Here is a 14,988-nt window from a genome sequence, read left to right as displayed (position 1 = left end):
ATGGACATCATCGGAGCAATCCAGGTATCGCTGGCCCAGCTCGTCGGGCCCTCCGCGATCTTCTACGCACTTCTCGCCATCGGACTGAACCTGCACTTCGGCTACGCAGGACTGCTCAACTTCGGCCAGATCGGCTTCGCCCTGCTGGGCGGATACGGCGTCGGCATCATGACCGTCACGTACGAACAACCGCTGTGGCTCGGCATTCTCGTCGGACTCGCGGCGGCCGGTCTCCTCGCACTCGTACTCGGTATCCCCACCCTGCGCCTGCGAGCGGACTATCTCGCCATCGTCACCATCGCGGCGTCGGAGATCCTGAGACTGGTCTTCCGGTCCACCGCGTCGAACGGTGTCACCGGATCGACAAACGGCCTCTTCGGTTTCGCCGATCCGTTCACCAACCTCAGCCCGTTCGACTCGGGCAAGCAGTACTCGTTCGTCGGCGTGAAGTTCTACGGCGACGACCTGTGGGCCATGGTGGTCGGATGGTCTCTGGTACTGATCCTGTGCGGACTGGTGTACCTGCTCACGCACAGCCCCTGGGGACGCGTCCTCAAGGCCGTGCGCGAGGACGAGGACGCCGCTCGCTCACTGGGCAAGAACGTCTTCGTCTACAAGATGCAGGCCCTCGTCCTCGGTGGCGTCATCGGCGGTATGGGCGGCGTGTTCAACGCTCTACAGACCAAGTCGATCAACCCCGACTTCTACTCGACGGCGCAGACCTTCTTCGCCTTCGGCGCGCTGATCCTCGGCGGTGCGGCCACGGTCTTCGGCCCGGTCGTCGGAGCCATGCTCTTCTGGTTCTTCCTGTCGATCCCCGACGTGCTGCTGCGTCAGGCCGCCGCCGGCGAAAACCCGCTCATTCCGATGACCGAACAGCAGGTCGGCGCCACACGATTCGTCCTCCTCGGCATCCTCATCGCGGTGCTGATGATCTTCCGCCCGCAGGGACTGCTGGGCAACAAGCGGGAGGTACAGCTCGATGCCAAGTAACACCATCGCGGCACGCAAGCCGCTCAGCGCCGAGGCGCGCGCGGCGTTGTTCGCCGACGTCGCGAACACCCCCGGCGTCGCCAAGCCCGATCCGACCATGGTGGTCGACGGTGTGTCCCGGACCTTCGGTGGCCTCAAGGCCGTCGACGTGGCACACCTCGAGATCCAGCGTGGCTGCATCACCGGCCTGATCGGCCCGAACGGCGCCGGCAAGACGACCCTGTTCAACCTTCTCACCGGATTCGACCAGCCGGACACCGGGTCCTGGTCGATGGACGGCAAGTCACTGGGCAGGATGACACCGCACCAGGTGGCACGCCACGGTGTGGTGCGCACCTTCCAGCTGACGAAGGCACTGTCGAAACTGACCGTGCTGGACAACGTCCGCCTCGGCGCCACGGGCCAGAAGGGTGAGCGGATCTTCAACACGCTCATGCCGTGGACGTGGAAGGCGCAGGAGCGCGAGGTCACCGAGCGTGCGCAGGAACTGCTCGCGCGATTCAAGCTCGACGCGAAGTCCGAAGACCTCGCGGGATCCCTCTCCGGCGGACAGCGCAAGCTGCTCGAGATGGCGCGAGCGCTCATGACGGATCCCGCCGTCGTCATGCTCGACGAGCCCATGGCCGGCGTCAATCCCGCACTGACGCAGAGCCTTCTGGGTCACATCAAGTCGCTGCGCGACGACGGCATGACCGTCGTCTTCGTCGAGCACGACATGGACGTCATCCGCGACATCAGTGACTGGGTCGTGGTCATGGCTCAGGGCAGCGTCATCGCCGAGTCCGCTCCCGCGCAGTTGGCGGACAACGAGGCCGTCGTCGACGCGTACCTGGGAAGCCACCACGATCAAGCGCTCGAGTTCGACGCCGACGGAAATCCCGTGGGCGCTACCGCAGAACTGGCCGAGGCGCTCGAGCAGGCCGAGGTCGAGACGCTCGAGTCGGGCGGAGATCTCTCCGAGGCCGAACCCGAGATCGGGACGGACAAGAGGACCACGACATGACCGAATCCGGAGCGACCACATCGGGGGAAACCGGGCTCACCGCAGCAGAATTCGCGGCGACACCGGACGAACACCGCCGCCTGGCCACCGACGCGCTCGTGCGCGCAGACGACCTGGTGGCCGGGTACATCCCCGGCGTGAACATCCTGAAGGACTGCAACTTCTATCTGAACGACGGCGAGATCGTCGGCATCATCGGCCCCAACGGTGCCGGTAAGTCGACGTTGCTGAAGGCCCTCTTCGGTCTCATCCCCATCCGCAGCGGATCCGTCACGCTGCGCGGCGACACCATCACCTCCGCCGAGGCGCACGTCCTGGTGACAAAGGGCGTCGGCTACGTTCCGCAGACCCAGAACGTGTTCCCCTCGCTCACCATCGAGGAGAACCTCGAGATGGGGATCTATTTGCGACCGAAGAAGTTCCAGGAGCGGTTCGACTTCGTGAGCGAGCTGTTTCCGCTGTTGTCGGAACGTCGCAAGATCAAGGCGGGCGCACTGTCCGGTGGCGAACGGCAGATGGTTGCCATGGGCCGCGCGCTGATGATGGAACCGTCCGTGTTGCTGCTCGACGAGCCGTCGGCCGGACTGTCTCCGATGTTCCAGGACGAGGTCTTCATCCGCTGCAAGAAGATCAACGCGGCGGGCGTCTCCATCATCATGGTGGAGCAGAACGCTCGCCGGTGCCTCCAGATCTGTGACCGCGGCTACGTGCTCGATCAGGGCAAGAACGCGTACACCGACACCGGCACGAACCTGATGAACGACCCCAAGGTCATCGAGCTGTACCTCGGCACGCTGGCGGGGAGCAAAGAGAAGAAGTAGTACCCGCGCACACCGACAGGGGCGCTCCGAGTTCGCTCGGGGCGCCCTTTCCGTTGCCCTACCCCGGGCACGGACCCCCGGCGAGTACGTCCAAAGTGTCGTGCAAAGAGCCGGATTCACAGCACTGTCGACGTACTCGCCGGGGAGGGGAGCCGAGCCCCACGACAGCAGAACGGGCCCGACTCCAGTGGAGTCGGGCCCGTTCCGGGCTACTGCAGATCAGCCGCCGACGACGATGTAGTCCTCGGTGGTGAGCTTGTTGTCCGGTCCGAAGACCAGCTTGCCGTACGAGCCGACGGACGGCTCGCCGCCGTCGGTGAACGCGAGCTCACCGGTGACACCGTCGTAGTCGATGTCGGTTCCGGCCTTCACCAAGGGCAGGCACTCCTGGAACGTGGTGCACTTCGTTCCGTCCTTGGTGACGGAGTTGATGTTCGCCGCGATGTCGACACCCGCGGTGGACTTCGCCTGCTCCGCGGCCAGGGCGGAGATAACGACGGCGTCGTAGGACTCACCGGCGTAGTTGAAGTCGACCAGAGCCGGGTTGACGGCCTTGAGACGGTCCTGGAAACCGGCGCCCACATCGGTGAGCGGCGTGGTGCCACGCATGGTGTCGAGCAGCCCGGGTCCGACCGACTCGCCGAGCGCGTTGCCCATGTTGCCGTCGACGCCGTAGACGGCGGTGCCGTCGGACGGTCCGATGCCGATCTCGTGCATACGGGTGATGATCTTCGCCGACTCCTCGAAGCCGATGATGGCGACGGCGTCCGGGTTGAAGTTCTTCACCTGGTCGACCTCGGCGTTGAACGACTGCGCGTTGGGGTCGTAGATGATCTTCTGGATCTGATCGGACGCGATGCCGGCGTCCTCGAGGTTGGTGACCGTGTTGCTCGCCAGGCCCGTGCCGTACGGGTCGTTCAGCGCGAGGATGGAGACGCGCTGGCCGCCGTCCTCGGCGATGAGCTGCGAGAGCGCCTGTGCCTGAAGCACATCGGTCGGTGCCGTACGGAAGTACTGGCCCTTGTCCGCGTAGCAGACGAACTGGTCGGAGGTGTTGGCCGGCGAGATCTGCACGACGCCGGCGCTGGCGATCTTGTCGATGACCTTGAGGGACACCGAGGACGATGCCGCACCCAGGATGACACTGACGCCGGCCGCGAGCTCGCGGTCGACGGTGCTGTTCGCGGTGTCCGTGGTGGTGTCGCCCGAGTCACCGGGGATGAGCTCCATCGGCTGGTCGAGAACGCCACCGGCGCCGTTGACGTCGTTGACTGCGAGCTGCACGCCGGCGACCTCGGGCGGGCCGAGGAAGGCGAGGCTGCCGGTCTCGGGAAGCAGTGTGCCGAGCTTGAGCGGAGTGGTCACCGGCGTCGCGCCGGCAGTTGCCTGCTCGGGTGTGCAGTCGGTGTCCACCGTGGCCTCCGCAGCTGCGGAAGAGCCGCCGGCAGCGCTGGTTTCGCTACCGGAACTCGAATCGTCGCTCGAGGAACAGCCGAACAGGGCGAGCGAAGCGACGCTCACCACCGCAGCCGTCCGAACGATGGTTCGTCTTGCCATCTGTCGTCTCCTAGAAATATGTGCGTCACGCACCCGATACCGTGACGCTCGTGAAGGAGAACCTATCGCTCCCCGACGGTTCGCGACCCGTGGAACAAGCCCTGTGACCTTACTGTGACGTCTACGCAGCCAGTTTTAACGCAGCCGTAGCCTGGCACAGTCTTCGAGGCCGAATCACGGCACTCGGTGTCACGCGACGGGGGCGTCTCCGAGCGTCTCGATGACGACGGAGGCGACCGCCTTCATCGTGGTGCGACGGTCCATCGCGGCCCGCTGGATCCACGTGAAGGCCTCCGGCTCGGAGAGCGACTGGGACGTCATCAGCAGGCCCTTGGCGCGCTCGATGAGTTTGCGCGTGTCGAGTCGATCGGTGAGGTCGGCGATCTCGGTCTCCAGCGCGGAGATCTCGGTGAACCGGCTGGCGGCCAGTTCCACGGCGGGCACGAGGTCCGCCTTCGTGAAGGGCTTCACCAGATACGCCATGGCGCCGGCGTCGCGGGCCCTCTCGACGAGCTCGCGCTGACTGAAGGCCGTCAGGATCACGACAGGAGCCAACCGAGCCGCAGCGATCTCCGATGCCGCGTCGATACCGTCTCGACGCGGCATCTTCACGTCCATGATCACCAGATCCGGAACCAGAGCGCGGACGAGGTCCACCGCTTCCTGACCGTCCGCGGCCTCGCCGACGACGTCGTACCCCTCCTCGCGCAACATCTCCACGAGGTCCAACCGGATGAGTGACTCGTCCTCCGCGACCACCACACGACGTGGCTGCGATGGTGCCGATGTGTTCACGCTGACTCGCCCTTCCTCGATGCACTGCTCCCCTGCGGCGGCGTCGTTCTCGGCACCTCGCTCGGGCCGTCGTCAGGGTACCGGTGCGCCGCGTCCGGCACCGATCTTCTACACTCAGTGACCGCACCAGCTCGTCCAGCGAGCGGTTCGCCCTCGTATCCCAATTGGCAGAGGAAACGGATTCAAAACCCGTGCAGTGTGAGTTCGAGTCTCACCGAGGGCACCACATCACCCCAGCTACAGGCGCTCTGCCTGGGCTGCACAACCGTTCGCAAGCGTCCACCCCGCCCAACGAGCGGGACGGTCCTACGGGCTTGGGGTCGTAGCCAACATCGCGGCAGTGAAGTTGCGCCGAGGTGCGCCCGATAACCAATTCTGAGCAGATCCGACACGCCACAGTGCGTACTACGCTTTCAATCCGACTTATGAGAACCTGTGAGGCTGCCCACCGATGAGGCCGCGCTACCTACAGGATGGACGCATACATGTCCGACGACGAAACGACTGACATCGCCGCCTTGCGCGAATGGGTCGGGATACTCGACACATTTATCGTTGGCCTCGACGACCTTAGTTCAGACACCTCAATATCGTTCTGCGAGAATGCGTCAGATCTGTGGACGGCAGGAATATCCGTGGACACAGCGCCCGAACCAACTAGTGCCGCCATGTGGATTTTCTTTGGCACGGCCACGACCATCGCCCACGCAACTAGCGAGGCGGCGATGGATCAGACGAACACCCCGGACTATCGCAACCGTATAACAGGCGAAGAGATTCGCGGGGCACTGCGTTCTAGTTTGCAAGAAATTTCCCGGACTGGTCATGGGTGGTTGACGGAAGGACACCCGACGGATAACGAGGTGGCACAGAAAATCGCGGACACGGGCTCCACTCTCAAGCGACTCTTAGAAAGTGCCAAACAACTCGTAGACGAACAAGCCGCTGAAGATGAAGCCGCTGCTGCCGACCCTTACGGCGCAATCCTGGGGTATCGGACGCCCGAAGTAGATGCCTCAATCATGTTTACCAAGGTGTGTTCGTTCTCGAAGGAAGAGAACGATCGGTACGCCGATGCGTATTCGCGACTCCAAAAATTGATGGATTGCGAGTTGTTTCGACACGTGTCGGATGAGAACGAGCGATTTTGCGATACCTTAATTGGCGTACTTACCGACATTCGAGACCGAAAACTCAGCTTGACAAATGATGATGCCATGGATGAACGTAGACGCAAAATCCGCTCAGCGCTGATCTCGTTCTTGAATGCTTTGCAAAGCCATAAGGAGCAATCAATCCGTGCCGCAATGGATCTGTACAAAAGAGGCTCCCCTCAGCTGAAGGAAGTTCAGACGCATTTCGATGATCTCTTGAAGTCTTCGTTTGATTACGGGTGGCTTTTTGCAATGCGCGATGCGCTTTTCCATGGAGATATTAATGCCTTCAGATACGAATTCACCATACGGCTGCACGGCGAGGACGTCGCGAACGTGTTTATGGACCGGGACTACATGCTGCGGTTCTTCAAGGAGGATCGCAATAAGACTTGGCTCAAGCGTAGGGAGCTAGAAGAACGTGATGCTCTCCCCAGCATCCTCGACATGATCGTGGCTGTTCAGCCGCTCATGGCGCAGCTGCAGGACCGTCTCGATGAAATCCTCTACCCGGACCGGACTGCTGACGCCGCAACCGTTGTCGAACTCATCGAGCGGTTCGAAGGGCGAGAGGGTGTCTACGCATTGCAGGCCGGTCCGGGGTTCACACCACGATTTAAGATCCCGCCGCACAACCGGCTCGCGCCACGTGTGCTCGCCTACGCGCAGGGACTTGTCGCCGACTCGGCTTAACTGGACCGGCGACCAAATAGCCGCACCACGTTGGATGGCACCTGGTCCTCACCTTCGGTTGTTACCGTCGACGCTGCTACCGGTTTGGGGAATTGATTGCCAGCGCCGCCGTCCTCGGCCGGAATCCAATCGCCGTAGACGTCGAGGGTGAGCGACGCCTGGCCGTGGCCCAGCCAGGTAGATACTAAACCGGATGGTTTCGAGTTGACTGACACTCTCATGGTGTTCGATGGCACTCAGGCCATCGACCGAACGTCCAGCGAGAGCGCGAATCCTGGATCGGCCGCCCCCGTCGTCAGGCGCAGCACGTGGCGCCCCACCCGTCGGCAGGCGAATGAGATCGGGAACGCCACAGCCTGCTGCTCCCCCTCGAGGTGACCGGCGACGGGCAGTTCGAACACGTGCAGCGGCTCGTCCTCGCCGTCCGTGATCGCCACCCGTACCCGCTCACCCGATTCGTCGTCGGCGCCGCGCTGCAGCAGGACCACCAGGTAGGCCTCGACGGGCTGTGCGAGGGACGGGAGCACGCACCAGTCCCAGATGCCGCCCAGCACGTCGAGCTTCTGGTCCGACTGGCGCGCGTAGTCGGCGAAGAAGGCACTCGTGACGATCATCGGTCGACCCCTGCGGTGGGCACCGTGATCTGATGGGACGACAGAACCGCCGCATCACCGAAAGGCTTCGTCGTGTCCGTTCTGCTCTCCGCCGCCGTCGTCGCGGCGGGTGTCGGGTCCGCTGCGGTGGCCGGCGTCCTGATGGCCTTCTCCATCGCCGTGATGCCGGCGCTGGGCGCACAGCCCGCGTCCGCCGCCACGGCGGTGATGACGCGCGTGAACGTGGTCATCGTCGCTCCCGTCTTCATGGTCCTGCTGTTCGGTACCGCGGCGGCATCGGTCGTCGCCGCCGTCACCGCGTTCCTCGAGCCTGGCACACCCGCCGTCCTCGTCGCCGCGGCGGCGGCGCTCTACGTCGTGGGCTGCCTCGGCGTGACCGTCGCCGTCAACGTGCCGCTCAACGATCGACTCGCCGCCGCGGAGGACGTGTGGCCCGAGTACCTCACTCGGTGGACCCGGTGGAACCACGTCCGCGTGATCGCGGGACTGGGTGCGTCGGTGCTCTTCGTCGTCGCCGGAGTCGCAGCATGACGGTGGTGCACGGCTTCGCCCCGCTCGTCGGCGACTCGCCGCACACGCTGATACTCGGTTCCATGCCGGGGGTCGCGTCGTTGACGGCCGGGCAGTACTACGCCCACCCGCGGAACGCGTTCTGGCCCATCATGACCCGTCTGTTCCCTCTACCCGCGAATGCGGAGTACGCGGAGCGCGTGCGCGCACTCACGGCCGCGGGCGTCGCGGTGTGGGACGTTCTCGAACTGTGCACCCGCGAGGGCAGCCTCGACTCGGCCATCGAGAGCGACACGGTGGTGCCGAACGACATCGACGCGCTGCTCGCGGCCCACCCCACCCTGGACCGCATCGTGTTCAACGGCGCCGCGGCGGCGCGGCTGTTCGATCGCCACGTGGCGCTGTCCCGGCCCGTCGAGACGTTCCGTCTGCCGTCCACCAGCCCAGCCCACGCCGCGCTGAGCACGGAGGCGAAGGTCGATGCCTGGCGCGTGGTCGCGAGGGACGACCGATGACCGCGACCGCCTCGAGTCTGCGCTTCGCGCTCCTCGTCACCGCCGCGAGCGGGTTCCTCGATGCGTACACCTACGTCACCCGAGGCGGCGTCTTCGCCAACGCGCAGACGGGCAACGTCATCTTCCTGGCGATCGAGGTGTCGCGGACGCACTGGCGAGACGCGGCCCAACACCTGTGGCCGATCCTCGCGTTCGTGGTCGGTGTCTCGATCGCCAACGTCATCAAGACGGGACGCGCCGAACGCCGAGTGCACCGGCCGATCCGGTGGTCCATCGCGGCGCAGGCAGCCATCCTCGCCGTGGTGGGCTTCGTACCCGCCACGGTGCCGAATGCACTGGTCACCGTGCCGATCTCGTTCATCGCCGCGCTGCAGATCGCCCTGTTCCGGAACATCGGCGATCTCAACTACATCGCGATCGCGATGACCGGGAATCTGATGCGCGTGACCGAGGCCGGCTTCGCTGCGATCGTCGACCGCGACTCCGCCGGCCGACGGGCGTTCGGTGTCTACAGCGCCGTGATCGCCGTGTTCGTCCTCGGCGCACTGGCCGGCGCCGCCGCGACCGGGTCCGTCGGCGTCCGCGCCGCGTGGATACCGGCCGCGGTGTTGGCGGCGACGCTCGCGATCTTCGTCATCGACGAGCGCACGCCCTGAGCACCCCGGTCAGTCCTGACTCACCGGTGACCCCGATGCGACCATGCCCCGCGCCAGCTCGAGTCGACGTCGGACGGCCGTGATCAACTCGTCGTCGGTCAGCGCGGCGGCGCTGGCGGCCAACTCGATCGACGCGTCGACCTCTCGGGGCTCGAGATAGCGCGCGACGACGAGCGCCTCCACCGGATTTCGGCCGAAGTGCCGTGCGACCGCGATCACGCGATCCGCACTCGGCGTGTTCTTCCCCAGTTTCCATCTCGAAACCGACGCGGGGTCCACCCCTGCAGCCCGCGCGATCTCCACTTGTGATGCTCTGTCTGTGACGCGGTTCAGATACTCCCACCACGTCTCCCCCACCCCGGACGTCTGATCCATGGCGCGAACACTACTGACACGGACGCAAGTTCACGCGCAGTGTGTCGATTGCCCGCCCGCCAGTGCATGTGTACCTTTCGTCTCGTGCGTGCAACGAGCGCGACACGATCGATCACCGGGGGGAATCGATGGCTAATCTCGAGCTGGACCGCGACGGGCTGGAACGACTACGGCGCTTCGCTCACATCACGACCGACGGGCAACTGGCAGAACGTATCGGGGTCGACCCGGCCACGGTATCCCGTATTCTCAGCGGGAAGTGCGCGCCCGGAACGAAATTCATCGCCGGCCTGCTGTCGGAGTTCGGGACCGACCGTTTCGACGACGTCTTCGTGGTGACCGACGACCGCGTCATCGTGCCGGGAAATGGCGGATGAGCCCTTCCTGCACCACCGTCGCCACCAATTCTCCTCCGCGCGAGAAGAATCGGCCGGTGGCCAGGCCGCGGGACCCCGCGGCAACCGGCGACTCGGTGGCGTACAGCATCCACTCGTCGAAGCGGAACGGACGGTGGAACCAGATGGAATGGTTCACGGTCGCGGCCACGATGCGGTCGAAACCCCAGGACAGACCGTGCGTGGTGATGATCGAGTCGAGCACCGTCGTGTCCGACGCGTACCCCATCGTCGCGACGTGCAGAGCGGGATCGTCGGGCAACGGCCCGTCGGACTTCATCCATACCCTGTTGTGGTTCAGCCGTTCTCCGGTGCCCTTCATGATCCACGCAGGATCATTGGCGTACCGCATGTCGATCGGCTTCAGCGCATCCACGAACATCTTCAGGCGGTCTTCGTACCCGTCGAAGTGGTTGCCCAGTGGCGGCAGCGATTCGGGGTACTCGACCTCCGGCCACTCGACGCTGTGCTCGAGACCGCCGCGCGAGTCCTGGTAGGCGGCGAGCATCACGAACAGCTCCTCGTCACCCTGGTACGCCGTCACCTGACGGTTGGCGAAGGCGCGGCCGTCACGGTGACGCTCCACGCGGAAAGTGATGTCTCGCTTGACATCTCCGCCGCGAATGAAGTGTGCGTTGATCGCGTGGATCGGCCTCGCCCCGCTGACGGTGCGGCCGGCCGCGACCAGCGCCTGCGCGACCAGCTGCCCACCGAACGTCCTGCTCCCGACCTCTGCCGGGTGCCGACCGACGTAGGTGTTCTCGTCGACCTCCGTGAGATCGAGGATGTCCAGCAACACGTCGAGATCGCGTGAGCGCCCCGCCGTGGCGATCGGCGCGTCCCCCCGACGCGCCGATTCCGGTCTGTCGACCGTTCCCCCCAGTTCGGTCACTTACCGGTCCTCTTCTCCGATTCGGTGCACGTGGATCAAGTTGGTGGAGCCTACAGTGCCGGGAGGCGCACCGGCGACGATCACGACCTGGTCGCCGCGGTGATAGCGGTCGAGCTCGAGCAACGACTTGTCGACCTCGCGCACCATGCCGTCGGTGGTGTCGACGAACGGCACCAGGAACGTCTCGGTTCCCCAGGTCAGAGCGAGCTGACTGCGCACCTCGGGGATGGACGTGAACGCCAGCAGCGGCAGCCGCGAGTGCAGACGTGCCATGCGCCGCACGGTGTCACCGGACTGCGTGAAGGCGACGAGCGCCCGTGCGTCCAGCCGCTCCCCGATGTCGCGAGCTGCGTAGGAGATGACGCCGCGCTTGGTGCGCGGAGTGTGGGTGAGAGCAGGAACCGCGTCGCCCTCCATCTCGACGGTCTCCACGATGCGTGCCATCGTGCGCACCGTCTCCATGACGAACTTGCCGACGGAGGTCTCGCCGGACAGCATGACGGCGTCGGTGCCGTCGAGCACCGCGTTCGCGACGTCGGACGCCTCCGCGCGGGTGGGGCGCGAGTTCTCGATCATCGACTCGAGCATCTGCGTGGCGACGATGACGGGCTTGGCGTTGGCGCGCGCGATCTGGATGGCGCGCTTCTGCACCAGCGGAACCTGCTCGAGCGGGAGCTCGACACCGAGATCACCACGCGCGACCATCACCGCGTCGAACGCGAGGACGATGGCCTCGAGGTTGTCGACCGCTTCCGGCTTCTCGATCTTGGCGATGACGGGGACGCGGCGGCCCACCCGGTCCATGATCGCGTGCACCAGCTCGACGTCGGCCGGCGACCGCACGAACGACAGGGCGATGAAGTCGACTCCCAGAGCCAGAGCGAACTCGAGATCCTCGGTGTCCTTGTCCGACATGGCGGGAACCGACACGTCCATGCCGGGGAGGGACACGCCCTTGTTGTTGCTGACGGGGCCGCCCTCGGTCACGCGGCAGAGGACGTCATTGCCCTCGACACCGGTGACGACCAGGCCGACCTTGCCGTCGTCGACGAGGAGGCGATCGCCTTCCTTGGCGTCCTGTGCGAGTTCCTTGTAGGTGGTGGAGACCCGATCGTGCGTGCCCTCGCACTCCTCGACCGTGATGCGGATCAGCTCACCGTTGGCCCAGGTGGTCTTGCCCTCCTTGAACCGGCCGAGCCGGATCTTCGGACCCTGCAGGTCGGCGAGGATGCCCACGGCCTTCCCGGTGGCGTTCGACGCCGCACGCACCCGCTTGTAGTTCGCCTCGTGGTCGGGGTAGTCGCCGTGGCTGAAATTCAGCCGAGCCACATCCATTCCGCTCTCGACGAGTTCCTTGATTCTCTCGTCGGTGGCAGTCGCCGGTCCCAGGGTGCATACGATCTTCGTCCGTCGGGTCACGGGCGCAAGCCTAGTCCCCGCGGGACCCGATTCCTATCGACGACGCCGCTCTATGTCCTGACAATTGGGCTACTGGCCAGTAGTTAACCGGGAGGTCGTTCAGGGTTTGAGAAGTCGGCCGTTCCCGTCGCGGACCTTGCTCACGAGCATGACAATGCCGTCGACGAGGCACCACAGCCACACCGCCGCGTAGAGCGGGATGCCGATGAGCGCACCGATGATCGTCACGGTCAGCAGGACGCTCACGATGAACGACACGAGCTGCGCCACGCCGAGAACCGTCGAGCCGATGTAGAACCGGCCGATGCCCAGCGGTAGACCGAAGAGCAACGGGGCCAACTGGAGAACGCCTGCCGTCACCTTCGACTTGTCGCCGAACGGTTCGCCCGTCGCCAGGTCCCGACCGAACGGCGCCATCGGATCGACGCCGTAGCCGCCCGGGAACGGTGACTGACCGTACTGGGGCTGTCCGTACTGGGGCTGTCCGTACTGGGGCTGCGAGTACGGAGTGTCCGCGGCCGGCCGTGCAGACCAGTCCGTCGACTCGGGCTCGCGATTCCAGGAGCCGTACTCGCCCACGGGGTAGCCGAAGGCAGCCGTGTCACCGGCAGACGGTTCCGGGTACGTCCCGGGCGACGGGTAGGACGGGTAGGCGCCGGAACCCGGACCCTCGCCGAAACTGGCGTTGGTGTTCCACCCCGGACCGGGAGTGCTCCCGGTGACGTCGTCGGACCCCACGGGGTCCGAGCCGGTCGACTTCTTCGTCAGGTCAGGCTTGTCCGGATCGGTCACGTCCCTCGTCCTCACTCGTCGTCGGGGTGGTCACCTCGTCGGTGGATCTATCCTCGTCCTTCGCGGGAGCGTCCGCCTCGTCCGTCGGTGCGCCGGCGGGCTCGTCCTCGTCGGTCCGCGTGCGCAGCATGGCCGGTTCCTCACGACCCTTGGGCGCGAGGACGACGTACGCCAGTGCCAGCAGGAAGACGATGCCGGAGGTGAACGAGTTGACGCGGATGCCGCCGATGAGCGTCGCGAAGTCGCTGCGCATCAGCTCGATGACGAAGCGTCCGGCGCAGTAGCCTGCGACGTACAGGGCGAAGATGCGGCCGTGTCCGAGGCGGAAGCGGCGGTCGACCAGCACCAGGAGCACCACGACGACGACGTTCCACAGCAGTTCGTAGAGGAACGTCGGATGCACGACCCGCTCGACGATGCCGGTGGAGACGCCGGCGAGGGAGTCGACTCGACCGTTGGCGTCGACGCGCTCGTAGATCTCGAGGCCCCACGGCAGCGTGGTGTCGCGTCCGTAGAGCTCCTGGTTGAAGTAGTTGCCGATGCGGCCGATGGCCTGCGCCAGGAGGATGCCCGGCGCGACGGCGTCACCGAAGGCCGGGAGCGGTATCCCGCGTCGCCGGCAGGCGATCCACGCGCCGACGCCACCCAGGAAGACGGCGCCCCAGATGCCGAGACCGCCCTGCCAGATCTTGAGGGCGTCGATCGGATTGCCACCCTCGCCGAAGTACGTCGGCGCGTCGGTGATGACGTGGTAGACCCGGCCGCCGATGAGACCGAACGGCACGGCCCACACGGCGACGTCGAGGACGGTCCCCTTGTCGCCGCCACGGGCGACCCAGCGGCGATCACCCCACACGATCGCGACGACGATGCCGACGATGATGAAGAAGGCGTACGCCCGCAGAGCGAGCGGCCCGACGTACCAGACACCCTGCGGCGGACTCGGGATGTACGCGAGCACGGCGGTGTTCGCCGCGAGCATCACGACGCGGCCTTCGCCGACCGCACGCCCTCGGCCAGTTCGGCGGTGAGCGCGGACACGGCGCCGACGCCCTGGTCGACGGCGGAGACGAGCGCGGATCCGACGATGACGGCGTCGGCGTACGCGGCGATCTCCGCGGCCTGGGCACCGGAGCGCACCCCGAGGCCGATGCCGATGGGGATGTCGGAGTGCACACGGATGCGGGACACCAGCGCGGGCGCGGCGGAGGACACCGCGTCGCGGGCACCCGTCACGCCCATGGTCGACGCGGCGTAGACGAAACCGCTGCTCGACTGCACGGTGCGGGAGAGACGCTCCTCCGTCGACGACGGTGCGACGAGGAAGATGCGATCGAGCCCGTGCTCCTCGGAGGCGCCGAGCCAATCGCCGGCCTCGTCGGGAATCAGGTCCGGCGTGATCATGCCGAGGCCGCCCGCCGACGCGAGATTCGCGGCGAACTCGGTCACGCCGTACTTCATGACCGGGTTCCAGTACGTCATGACGACGGCCTTGCCACCGGCGTCGGCGATGGCCTCGACCACGGTGAAGACGTCGCGGACGCGGGCGCCGTTGGCCAGGGCGCGCCCTGCGGCCGCCGCGATGGTGGGACCGTCCATGACGGGATCGGAGTACGGGACGCCGACTTCGATGATGTCGCAGCCGCTGTCGACGAGGGCGCGCACGGCGTCGATCGACTCGGGCACCGTCGGGAACCCGGCGGGCAGGTACCCGACGAGGGCTGCGCGGTGCTCACCGCGGGTGTGGTCGAAGACCGGGCCCAACCGCGACGGACCGGAGTGCACCGGGATGGGGGTGGGGGTG

17 protein-coding genes and 1 tRNA gene are annotated in these 14,988 nt (G+C 65.8%); 9 read left to right on the top strand and 9 right to left on the bottom strand.

Annotation, left to right across the window (positions count from 1 at the left end):
• Genes JOE30_RS13445 through JOE30_RS13435 form a run of 3 tightly spaced genes read left to right on the top strand, consistent with a single transcriptional unit; the run spans position 1 to position 2,817 of the window.
• Positions 1-993 (top strand): branched-chain amino acid ABC transporter permease, encoded by a 993-nt coding sequence (locus JOE30_RS13445; RefSeq protein ID WP_204867208.1) that lies wholly within the window; start codon positions 1-3, stop codon positions 991-993.
• Positions 983-1,996, top strand: a complete 1,014-nt coding sequence (locus JOE30_RS13440) for an ABC transporter ATP-binding protein (protein ID WP_204867207.1) — start codon at positions 983-985, stop codon at positions 1,994-1,996. The genes JOE30_RS13445 and JOE30_RS13440 overlap by 11 nt, the downstream gene beginning before the upstream one ends.
• Positions 1,993-2,817, top strand: coding sequence for an ABC transporter ATP-binding protein (locus JOE30_RS13435; protein ID WP_204867206.1), 825 nt, complete (start codon positions 1,993-1,995; stop codon positions 2,815-2,817). The genes JOE30_RS13440 and JOE30_RS13435 overlap by 4 nt, the downstream gene beginning before the upstream one ends.
• 219 nt (positions 2,818-3,036) lie before the next feature.
• On the opposite strand, the gene JOE30_RS13430 is transcribed toward JOE30_RS13435, so the two are convergent.
• Positions 3,037-4,374 carry an ABC transporter substrate-binding protein gene (locus JOE30_RS13430; RefSeq protein ID WP_027506772.1) on the bottom strand — a complete coding sequence of 446 codons (1,338 nt, stop codon included), beginning with the start codon at positions 4,372-4,374 and terminating at the stop codon, positions 3,037-3,039.
• 189 nt (positions 4,375-4,563) lie between these two features.
• Positions 4,564-5,169, bottom strand: a complete 606-nt coding sequence (locus JOE30_RS13425; RefSeq protein WP_204867205.1) for an ANTAR domain-containing response regulator — start codon at positions 5,167-5,169, stop codon at positions 4,564-4,566.
• Between the two features lie 149 nt (positions 5,170-5,318).
• Between JOE30_RS13425 and JOE30_RS13420 the strand changes: the two genes are divergently transcribed.
• A tRNA-Leu gene (locus JOE30_RS13420) sits at positions 5,319-5,395 on the top strand.
• A 1,040-nt stretch (positions 5,396-6,435) separates the two neighbouring features.
• On the top strand, positions 6,436-6,510 hold the full coding sequence (locus tag JOE30_RS21830) for a hypothetical protein (RefSeq protein ID WP_204870379.1): 75 nt from the start codon (positions 6,436-6,438) through the stop codon (positions 6,508-6,510).
• A gap of 742 nt (positions 6,511-7,252) precedes the next feature.
• Here JOE30_RS21830 and JOE30_RS13410 read toward each other — a convergent pair.
• Positions 7,253-7,630, bottom strand: a complete 378-nt coding sequence (locus JOE30_RS13410; RefSeq protein WP_204867204.1) for a hypothetical protein — start codon at positions 7,628-7,630, stop codon at positions 7,253-7,255.
• 72 nt (positions 7,631-7,702) lie between these two features.
• Here JOE30_RS13410 and JOE30_RS13405 point away from each other — a divergent pair, with 72 nt between their 5' ends.
• Genes JOE30_RS13405 through JOE30_RS13395 form a run of 3 tightly spaced genes read left to right on the top strand, consistent with a single transcriptional unit; the run spans position 7,703 to position 9,311 of the window.
• Complete coding sequence (locus tag JOE30_RS13405) at positions 7,703-8,161, top strand: anthrone oxygenase family protein (protein ID WP_307806169.1); 459 nt, start codon at positions 7,703-7,705, stop codon at positions 8,159-8,161.
• On the top strand, positions 8,158-8,655 hold the full coding sequence (locus JOE30_RS13400; RefSeq protein WP_204867202.1) for a DNA-deoxyinosine glycosylase: 498 nt from the start codon (positions 8,158-8,160) through the stop codon (positions 8,653-8,655). The genes JOE30_RS13405 and JOE30_RS13400 overlap by 4 nt, the downstream gene beginning before the upstream one ends.
• Positions 8,652-9,311, top strand: a complete 660-nt coding sequence (locus JOE30_RS13395) for a YoaK family protein (RefSeq protein ID WP_204867200.1) — start codon at positions 8,652-8,654, stop codon at positions 9,309-9,311. The genes JOE30_RS13400 and JOE30_RS13395 overlap by 4 nt, the downstream gene beginning before the upstream one ends.
• A gap of 9 nt (positions 9,312-9,320) precedes the next feature.
• Here the strand turns inward: JOE30_RS13395 and JOE30_RS13390 are convergent, their stop codons facing one another.
• Positions 9,321-9,686, bottom strand: coding sequence for a helix-turn-helix transcriptional regulator (locus tag JOE30_RS13390; RefSeq protein WP_204867197.1), 366 nt, complete (start codon positions 9,684-9,686; stop codon positions 9,321-9,323).
• 41 nt (positions 9,687-9,727) lie between these two features.
• Here JOE30_RS13390 and JOE30_RS13385 point away from each other — a divergent pair, with 41 nt between their 5' ends.
• Positions 9,728-10,063, top strand: coding sequence for a helix-turn-helix transcriptional regulator (locus tag JOE30_RS13385; protein ID WP_307806168.1), 336 nt, complete (start codon positions 9,728-9,730; stop codon positions 10,061-10,063).
• On the opposite strand, the gene JOE30_RS13380 is transcribed toward JOE30_RS13385, so the two are convergent.
• The 5 genes from JOE30_RS13380 to trpA all read right to left on the bottom strand — a co-directional run bounded on the left by JOE30_RS13380 (position 10,038) and on the right by trpA (position 14,969).
• Complete coding sequence (locus tag JOE30_RS13380; protein WP_204870376.1) at positions 10,038-10,913, bottom strand: acyl-CoA thioesterase II; 876 nt, start codon at positions 10,911-10,913, stop codon at positions 10,038-10,040. The two genes, JOE30_RS13385 and JOE30_RS13380, sit on opposite strands and share 26 nt — an antisense overlap.
• A 60-nt stretch (positions 10,914-10,973) precedes the next feature.
• Positions 10,974-12,392: a pyruvate kinase gene (gene pyk, locus JOE30_RS13375; protein WP_027506780.1), complete on the bottom strand. Its 1,419-nt coding sequence runs from the start codon at positions 12,390-12,392 to the stop codon at positions 10,974-10,976.
• A gap of 99 nt (positions 12,393-12,491) precedes the next feature.
• Positions 12,492-13,184 (bottom strand): TM2 domain-containing protein, encoded by a 693-nt coding sequence (locus JOE30_RS13370; RefSeq protein WP_204867195.1) that lies wholly within the window; start codon positions 13,182-13,184, stop codon positions 12,492-12,494.
• Entirely contained in the window at positions 13,162-14,166 is a 1,005-nt protein-coding gene (gene lgt, locus JOE30_RS13365; protein ID WP_204870374.1) for a prolipoprotein diacylglyceryl transferase, read from the bottom strand. Before lgt ends, JOE30_RS13370 begins: the two co-directional genes overlap by 23 nt.
• A complete protein-coding gene (gene trpA / locus JOE30_RS13360) occupies positions 14,166-14,969 on the bottom strand; it encodes a tryptophan synthase subunit alpha (protein WP_056448083.1) in 804 nt (267 codons plus the stop codon). Before trpA ends, lgt begins: the two co-directional genes overlap by 1 nt.
• Positions 14,970-14,988 lie beyond the last annotated feature (19 nt).

This window comes from Rhodococcus sp. PvP016 (genome assembly GCF_017832185.1).
GTDB lineage: Bacteria > Actinomycetota > Actinomycetes > Mycobacteriales > Mycobacteriaceae > Rhodococcoides.
This window is presented reverse-complemented; position numbering and strand designations above follow the sequence as displayed.

Bases quoted from the DNA above. Each gene is read 5' to 3' on its own strand.
- JOE30_RS13445 (WP_204867208.1), top strand. From the start codon at position 1: ATGGACATCATCGGAGCAATCCAGGTATCGCTGGCCCAGCTCGTCGGG.
- JOE30_RS13440 (WP_204867207.1), top strand. From the start codon at position 983: ATGCCAAGTAACACCATCGCGGCACGCAAGCCGCTCAGCGCCGAGGCG.
- JOE30_RS13435 (WP_204867206.1), top strand. From the start codon at position 1,993: ATGACCGAATCCGGAGCGACCACATCGGGGGAAACCGGGCTCACCGCA.
- JOE30_RS13430 (WP_027506772.1), bottom strand. From the start codon at position 4,374: ATGGCAAGACGAACCATCGTTCGGACGGCTGCGGTGGTGAGCGTCGCT.
- JOE30_RS13410 (WP_204867204.1), bottom strand. From the start codon at position 7,630: ATGATCGTCACGAGTGCCTTCTTCGCCGACTACGCGCGCCAGTCGGAC.
- JOE30_RS13400 (WP_204867202.1), top strand. From the start codon at position 8,158: ATGACGGTGGTGCACGGCTTCGCCCCGCTCGTCGGCGACTCGCCGCAC.
- JOE30_RS13395 (WP_204867200.1), top strand. From the start codon at position 8,652: ATGACCGCGACCGCCTCGAGTCTGCGCTTCGCGCTCCTCGTCACCGCC.
- JOE30_RS13390 (WP_204867197.1), bottom strand. From the start codon at position 9,686: ATGGATCAGACGTCCGGGGTGGGGGAGACGTGGTGGGAGTATCTGAAC.
- lgt (WP_204870374.1), bottom strand. From the start codon at position 14,166: ATGCTCGCGGCGAACACCGCCGTGCTCGCGTACATCCCGAGTCCGCCG.